General features: G+C 28.7%; 9 protein-coding genes. 6 read left to right on the top strand and 3 right to left on the bottom strand.

Annotation, left to right across the window (positions count from 1 at the left end; genetic code table 11):
- Positions 1 to 186 precede the first annotated feature (186 nt).
- The 3 genes from yedE to E6A48_RS03410 all read left to right on the top strand — a co-directional run bounded on the left by yedE (position 187) and on the right by E6A48_RS03410 (position 3,117).
- The gene (yedE, locus tag E6A48_RS03420; RefSeq protein WP_219708599.1) at positions 187 to 1,266 is read left to right on the top strand and encodes a YedE family putative selenium transporter; all 1,080 of its coding nucleotides are present in this window, start codon (positions 187 to 189) and stop codon (positions 1,264 to 1,266) included.
- A gap of 242 nt (positions 1,267 to 1,508) precedes the next feature.
- Positions 1,509 to 1,742 (top strand): sulfurtransferase TusA family protein, encoded by a 234-nt coding sequence (locus tag E6A48_RS03415; RefSeq protein ID WP_013243047.1) that lies wholly within the window; start codon positions 1,509 to 1,511, stop codon positions 1,740 to 1,742.
- 76 nt (positions 1,743 to 1,818) lie between these two features.
- The gene (locus E6A48_RS03410; RefSeq protein WP_219708597.1) at positions 1,819 to 3,117 is read left to right on the top strand and encodes a glutamate-5-semialdehyde dehydrogenase; all 1,299 of its coding nucleotides are present in this window, start codon (positions 1,819 to 1,821) and stop codon (positions 3,115 to 3,117) included.
- A 32-nt stretch (positions 3,118 to 3,149) separates the two neighbouring features.
- On the opposite strand, the gene E6A48_RS03405 is transcribed toward E6A48_RS03410, so the two are convergent.
- Positions 3,150 to 3,455 carry a DUF1232 domain-containing protein gene (locus E6A48_RS03405; RefSeq protein WP_219708595.1) on the bottom strand — a complete coding sequence of 102 codons (306 nt, stop codon included), beginning with the start codon at positions 3,453 to 3,455 and terminating at the stop codon, positions 3,150 to 3,152.
- Between the two features lie 54 nt (positions 3,456 to 3,509).
- Positions 3,510 to 4,073, bottom strand: a complete 564-nt coding sequence (locus E6A48_RS03400) for an ankyrin repeat domain-containing protein (RefSeq protein WP_219708593.1) — start codon at positions 4,071 to 4,073, stop codon at positions 3,510 to 3,512.
- A gap of 128 nt (positions 4,074 to 4,201) precedes the next feature.
- Between E6A48_RS03400 and E6A48_RS03395 the strand changes: the two genes are divergently transcribed.
- From E6A48_RS03395 to dut, 3 genes are read left to right on the top strand one after another with little or no spacing between them, the layout of a single operon-like run.
- Positions 4,202 to 4,516, top strand: a complete 315-nt coding sequence (locus tag E6A48_RS03395) for an HPr family phosphocarrier protein (protein ID WP_219708591.1) — start codon at positions 4,202 to 4,204, stop codon at positions 4,514 to 4,516.
- Between the two features lie 48 nt (positions 4,517 to 4,564).
- The gene (locus E6A48_RS03390; protein ID WP_219708589.1) at positions 4,565 to 5,950 is read left to right on the top strand and encodes a GntP family permease; all 1,386 of its coding nucleotides are present in this window, start codon (positions 4,565 to 4,567) and stop codon (positions 5,948 to 5,950) included.
- Between the two features lie 17 nt (positions 5,951 to 5,967).
- On the top strand, positions 5,968 to 6,402 hold the full coding sequence (gene dut, locus E6A48_RS03385) for a dUTP diphosphatase (RefSeq protein ID WP_219708588.1): 435 nt from the start codon (positions 5,968 to 5,970) through the stop codon (positions 6,400 to 6,402).
- An 84-nt stretch (positions 6,403 to 6,486) separates the two neighbouring features.
- On the opposite strand, the gene E6A48_RS03380 is transcribed toward dut, so the two are convergent.
- Positions 6,487 to 7,373: acetate/propionate family kinase (locus E6A48_RS03380; protein WP_219708586.1), on the bottom strand; the 887-nt coding region annotated here is incomplete at its 5' end.

The following is a 7,373-nucleotide window of genomic DNA, read 5'->3' as shown; positions in this document are numbered from 1 at the left end:
GTCAATATAATGTTTGGCACTATTCACTTATAATAGTTAATATACACTATTGTATTTTTGTATATTTTTCTACATTTGATACATATTTTTTAATAAACATAACTATTGAAAAACATATAAAAATTTCTTATAATCAATGCATAAAAAATACTGTTTTTTATAAAAAATTTATTAAAGGAGTTGAAAATGAAAAAAAACATTTTCACAAGCTCCATTGGCATTATAGTATCTGGTGCCATTATTGGAGCTTTAGCGGCTTGGCTTTCTGTAATGGGAAACCCTGCCAACATGGGAATATGCGTTGCATGTTTCACTAGGGATTTAGCTGGGGCTTTGGGATTACATAGGGCTGCTGCTGTGCAGTATATAAGACCTGAACTTATAGGGCTTGTTATTGGTGCTACAGTATCTGCTTTAATCTCTAAAGAATATTCTCCTAAAGGCGGAAGTTCTCCTATTATAAGATTTATTTTAGGTTTCTTCGCTATGATTGGTGCTTTAGTTTTCTTGGGTTGTCCTTGGAGAACATTATTAAGAATAGCTGGAGGAGATATTAATGCTATATTTGGCTTAATAGGTATTATTATAGGCGGAGGAATTGGTGTTTTCTTCTGGAAACAAAATTTCTCTTTGGGTCAGCCAAAAGCATATAATAATAAATTAGTAGGCTTCATACCTCTAGTAATATCAATAATACTATTAATACTATTATTGAAACAAACAAAATTCTCTGAAGGCGGAGCAATATTTTTCTCTGAATCAGGTCCAGGAAGCATGAAAGCTCCTTTAATTATAGCTTTAGTAGTTTCTATTATAATAGGTTTCATAGCTCAAAAATCTAGATTTTGTACTGTAGGCGGTGTAAGAGATGGAATATTTATGAAAGATTTCCATATGACTAAAGGTGTTGTAGCTTTTATTATTGCTGCTTTAATAGTAAATATTATAACAAATAGATTTAATGTTTCTATGGAAAATCAGCCTATAGCTCATACTAATATATTATGGAACACTGTATCAATGATTCTTACTGGTTTAGCATTTACTTTGGGTGCTGGTTGTCCTGGAAGACAGTTTATACAATCTGCTGAAGGAAATATGGATAGTTTTGTATTTGTTATAGGAATGCTTGTTGGTGCTGGATTTGCTCATAATTTTAATTTGGCAAGTTCTACCGCTGGTCCTACAGTATATGGTATGTTTGCTGTTATTTTAGGTTTAGTATTCTGTGTTATTATAGGATTTACTATGAAAGAAAATCAATGATATGTTTCTTACTGTGCAGCAGGTTGTTGTCATTATATAATAAGAAATATACCATATAATAAGGATTATATAATGAACTCTACCGCTACGTTATATTATTAGAATATATGTATTATAGTAATATAAAGTGGCGGTAGAGGTTATAATAACTTAAATTAAGAAGTTGATTATAATAATTTGATATCCTGATATTATGATGATATTATCTTAAAAAATATCAAAAACACATAAAAGGATTTTTTATGCAAGAGACTATAAAAATAGATACAAGAGGAATGTCTTGTTCGCAGGCTTCTTTTCAGGCTAAATGTGCCGCTATAAACAATACAGAATTAAACACAGTTATAGAAGTTTTAGTAAGTGGGCATTCAAGCTGTGAAAGTGTGATTCGCGGATGCATTAAATACGGATATGAAGGCAGTTTTGAGCATATAGAAAATGAAGATATATTGGTTACTTTAATAAAAAAGAAATAATAATAAACTTTTTTGACAATTTAATTATTAGCTATTATAATAATATTTAATAAACTTTTTTGGAGAATAAATATAAATGCAATTAATAGACTTGGTAAAAAATGCAAAAGACTCTACATACAAATTACAATCATTAAGTACTGATATAAAAAACAAAGCATTATTAGAAATTGCTGATAAATTAGAACAAAATAAAAATATTATATTTGAAGCGAATAAAAAAGATTTGGAATATGCTAAAAAACTTCTTGATGAAAATAAAATTTCTCTTTCAATGTTTAATCGTTTAAAATTAGATGAAAACAAAATGATAGATATTATTTCTGGTATAAAAGATGTTGTAAAATTAGAAGACCCTATTAATAAAGTATTATTAGAAACAGAGCTTGATGATAATTTACTTTTAAAAAAAATATCCTGCCCTATTGGATTAATTGCCGTAATATTTGAAGCTCGTCCTGATGTAATATCTCAAATATCTTCATTATGCATAAAATCTTCTAATGCTGTTATACTTAAAGGAGGTGCTGAAGGAGAGAACACAAACAAGGCAATATTTAACATCATTAATGAAACATTAGAAAATATTAAAGAGTTTCCAAAGAACTCTGTTAATTTGGTATTTACAAGAGAGGATATAAAAGAATTATTATCAATGGATAAATATGTTGATCTTATAATACCAAGAGGGGGAAACAGTTTAGTACAATATATAAAATCAAACACTAATATACCTGTACTTGGACATGCTGATGGAATATGCCATTTATATATAGATGAATCAGCTAATCAAGAAAAAGCATTAAAAATATGTTTGGATTCAAAGGCTCAATATCCAAGTGCATGCAATGCTGTTGAAACTATACTAATAAACAAAAATATAGCTAATGAATACTTGCAAAAGCTTTATAATTTATTTAAAGAAAATAATATAAAAATGAATGGCTGTGAAGAAGTAAGAAAAATACTTAATCAATCGGATATAGGTGAAGTAAAAGAATGGCATGTAGAATATGGTGATAAAGAAGTATCATTAAAAATAGTAGAAAACACAGAAGAGGCATATAATCATATAAACAAATACGGCTCTCATCATACAGATTCAATAGTCTCAGAAAATAAAGACAATATAGAAAAGTTTATGACTTATGTTGATTCTGCTAATGTATACTGCAACACTTCAACAAGATTTTCTGATGGGTTTAGATATGGTTTTGGTGCGGAAGTAGGCATTTCTACAAACAAAACTCATGCAAGAGGTCCTGTTGGCTTAGAAGGTTTAACTATATACAAATACAAACTTTTTGGCAATTATCAAATAGTAGATGATTATGTAAGCCATAGAGCAAGTTTTAAACATAAAAGAATAAAATAATATAAAAAATGATATTTATTTAATATTGTTTTTTAGTTTGTTGCTACTTTAAAAACTAAAACAGCCAAAAGAATAATTATCAATATTCCTATTATTCCAACAATTAAAAGCCCCCATTTTAAAAATTTAATTATTTTTTTTACTGAACTATTATCATCTAAAACACCATTTTCTATCCCATTAAGTCCGCCTACTATCAAGAATAATATATCTTCTAACCAACCTGCAATAGGCAAAGTATCAGGAACTAAATCTACAGGTGAAATTGTATATATAACTGCTAATATTAAAGGTAGCCAAGCTTTTATACCAGATTTATTTTTTGTATATTCACTCATAAAATAATCTCTATTTTTTGAAAAAAGATGCATGCAAATTTATATTGAAATATATTAACTTGCCTCAGCAATTTCAAGCATTCTTATTATAAGGCTGTTTCCTTTACTTTTTGCTATGCTAGAAGCTGTTTCTCCGTCTTTGGTTTTTAGATAAATATTTGCTCTTTTGTTTATAAGAAGTTTTACCATTTCAGCATTATTATTTTCTATTGCCCACATCAAAGCAGTATATCCGTTTCTATCAGCTATATCAAGTTTAGCACCTTTCTCTACAAAAAGTTTTGCTATTTCTGTATTATCATTATTTATTGCTAAAACTAAAGCAGTATGTCTATCATTATTTACCACATTGAGGTCAGCTTTTCTATCTATAAGAAACTCTACTACTTGCATATTTTCTTTAGTGATTGCTTTTGAAGAAGCTATTCTCATAAGAACAGTATTTCCATCATTATCTTGTACATTTATATGGACTTTTTTATTATATACATAATCTTTTACTTTATCCATATGACCATAAGTAGCCCAAAATAAAAAACCTTGTTCATCGGCAGTTATATTATATAAATTAGATTGAATTAATGTAAAAAATATTAATAATAATAAAGTATTTCTCATTTTATAACCTCAACAGTATATAAGTATAACAAAATATTCATTTTTCTCAATATTTTTTATGATAATCTATTATTGAAAATTATTAAATATATGTTATTATAAAGAAAAAAAGATAGTGAGTTATTTGAATGACATTAACTAATGTAGTAACAATTAAAAGTAAAAATGGTATGCATTTAAGACCAGCTGGAGTATTATCTCAAATAGCAAGTAAAATAGAATACTCTGATTTAGGTATATTTTTGCTTTATAATGGTGTAAGAGCAGATGCCAAAAGCGTATTTAATATTATGGGTTTAGGTGCTTTTTGCGATGCTAAATTAATACTTGAAATTGAATATGAAGAAGGAATGGAGGAAGCTGCTAAAAACGCAGAAAAAGAACTTTTGTATTTCTTTGAAGAAGGTTATATTAATGCAGAAGTTCCTGAAGAAGAAGAGTAAATAAAATAAATATTCATTTCAAAATAAATACTTTACAGGTTGTAAACTATGATTAGCTATTCAATAATAACCATGCTTATAATCTCGATATTAATAGTAATGTTACTTACTATTAAGTTTAAAGTACATCCTTTTATTGCAATGTTAATGGTTGCTATATTTCTATCATTTACATTGCATGTGCCTACAAATAGAAATCCTAATTATATAAATGAAACAGCTTCTTTAATAAGCAAAGGTTTTGGAAATGCTTTAGGAAGCGTTGGTATTATAATAATCTTGGGTAGTATTATTGGTAATATATTAGAGATGTCTGGAGCTACCTATAAACTTGGAGAAATAATTTTAAAAATAGTTGGTAAATCACACCCTGCTCTTGCTATGAATATATTAGGTTTTATTGTTTCCATACCTGTATTTTGTGATTCTGGATATTTAATATTAACACCACTAAGAAAAGCACTAGCCAAAAAAAGTGGGGCTTCACCTGTAGCATTATCTGTGGCATTATCAACAGGTTTATATGCTTCTCATGCATTAATACCTCCTACTCCAGGACCTGCTGCAGTTATTAATCTCTTTAATTTACAAGAACATCTATTTACAGTTATAGCTATAGGTCTTATTGTAGCTATACCTACTTCTTTATCTGGTGCTGTATATGGTATATTTATATCAAAATATGTTAAAAAGAAGGAATACAAAAAAAACAATTATAGTTATGAAAGTGTTATTGATGATATGGAAAAACTTCCTTCTGCATTCAAATCGTTTGCACCTATATTTGTACCAATTATACTTATGGCTATAGGTTCTATAGTTAGATTTAATTCTTTGCACTTAAACGAAGATAGTTTTATAAAAAATATATTTATATTTCTTGGTGAGCCTACTATGGCATTATTTATAGGTTTTTTATTTTCACTACTACTTATACATAATTTTAATAGAGATGAAATGTATATGTGGATTGGTGATGGTGTGAGAGATTCTGGAAATATATTAGTTATAGTAGGGGCAAGTGGAGCTTTTGCTGAAGTTCTAAAATCTACTGAGCTTACAAATATTATATTTGAACTTGGAGATGTATTTGCTTCTGTAAATTTAGGTTTAGTACTTCCTTTCTTGCTTGCATCTCTTTTAAAAATATCTTTAGGTTCTTCGACTATATCTGTTGTTACAGTTGCTACTTTGTTTGCACCGTTGCTTGATACATTAGGATATACTACACCAATATCACAAGTTTTAGTATTAATGTCTATAGGTGCTGGTTCTATGGTATTTTCTCATATTAATGACAGTTATTTTTGGGTAGTGGTAGAATTATCTGGTTTAACTGTTCAGGATGCATATAAAGCTAGAACTTTGGCAACAGTTGTTCAAGGAGCTACTGCTTTAATTATTATTATGATATTCTCATTTTTGTTAAAATAAATATAAAGAAGGTTAAAATGTTAAAAATAAAAGTAATCAATAAATCAAAAAATCCTCTTCCAAAATATCAAACACTTGGGGCTTCAGGTTTGGATTTGCATGCTAATATAGACGAACCCATTACATTAAATAAAAATGACATAGTTTTAGTGCCTACAGGTTTATATATAGAAATACCAGATGGCTATGAAGCTCAGATTAGAAGCAGAAGTTCATTAGCATTAAAACATGGAATATTTTGTTTGAACTCTCCTGCTACTATTGACAGTGATTATAGAGGAGAATTAAAAATTATATTAGCTGCTCTAACCGATAAACCTTTCATTATTAATGCAGGCGATAGGATTGCACAGATGGTATTTGCAAAGGTGGAAAAGGCAGAGTTTGAAGAGGTGAAAGAGCTTTCTGATTCTATTAGAGGCGAAGGTGGTTTTGGAAGTACAAATATATAATAATATTATTTTTTAATTATTCTAATTTAAAGTAAAAAATAAGATGTTATTTAAACACCCTATTTTTTACTTTTTTATTTACTATTATTTTAAAGCAATATTGTAAGTATCCATTGCTATAGCTTTTTCTTCGTCTGTAGCTATAACATAAAGCTTAATAGCAGCACCATCTTTTTCAAAATTAGCACATCCTCTAGCTTTAGCGTTCTTATCAGCATCACATTTAATACCAAGCTCATCTAAACCTTCAAGTATTCTTCCTCTAATATAAGCACTATTCTCACCTATACCACCAGTAAATACTATACCGTCAAGATGTCCAAGTACAGCCATATAAGAACCTATATATTTTTTTACTCTATAGCAGAACATTTTTATAGCGAGTTCAGCTTTATGATTAGTTTTAGAAGCTTCCTCTAAGTTTCTCATATCATTACTAACGCCAGAAACACCTAAAAGTCCGCTTTTTTTATTTATAATATTATCAATTTCTTTAGCAGATAAATTTTCTTTACCCATCATGAAAGTAACAACAGCAGGATCCATATCACCAGATCTAGTACCCATTACTAAGCCTTCTAATGGAGTTAAACCCATACTAGTATCAACAGATTCACCATTTTTTACAGCAGTAACACTAGCACCATTACCTAAGTGACAAACTATAACATTAGCATTAGGTTTATTAGTTGCTTTACAGAATTCACCATATACATATTTATGTGAAGTACCATGGAAACCATAACGGCGAACTTTATATTTATCATACCATTCATGAGGAACAGCATACATATAAGCATGTTCAGGTATAGTTTGATGGAAGCTTGTATCAAATACAGCAACCATTTTTACATCTTTTAATATTTCTTGACAAGCTCTTATACCTTGTAAACCTGCTGGGTTATGTAAAGGAGCAATATCACAGCAAGCTTCTATAGCTTTTATAGCTTCTTCTGTTATTAAAGTACTTT

This window comes from Brachyspira pilosicoli, assembly GCF_019402445.1.
Classification (GTDB): domain Bacteria; phylum Spirochaetota; class Brachyspiria; order Brachyspirales; family Brachyspiraceae; genus Brachyspira; species Brachyspira pilosicoli_B.
The sequence above is the reverse complement of the archived record's forward strand: the minus strand, read 5'-3'. Positions and strand labels throughout refer to the sequence as shown.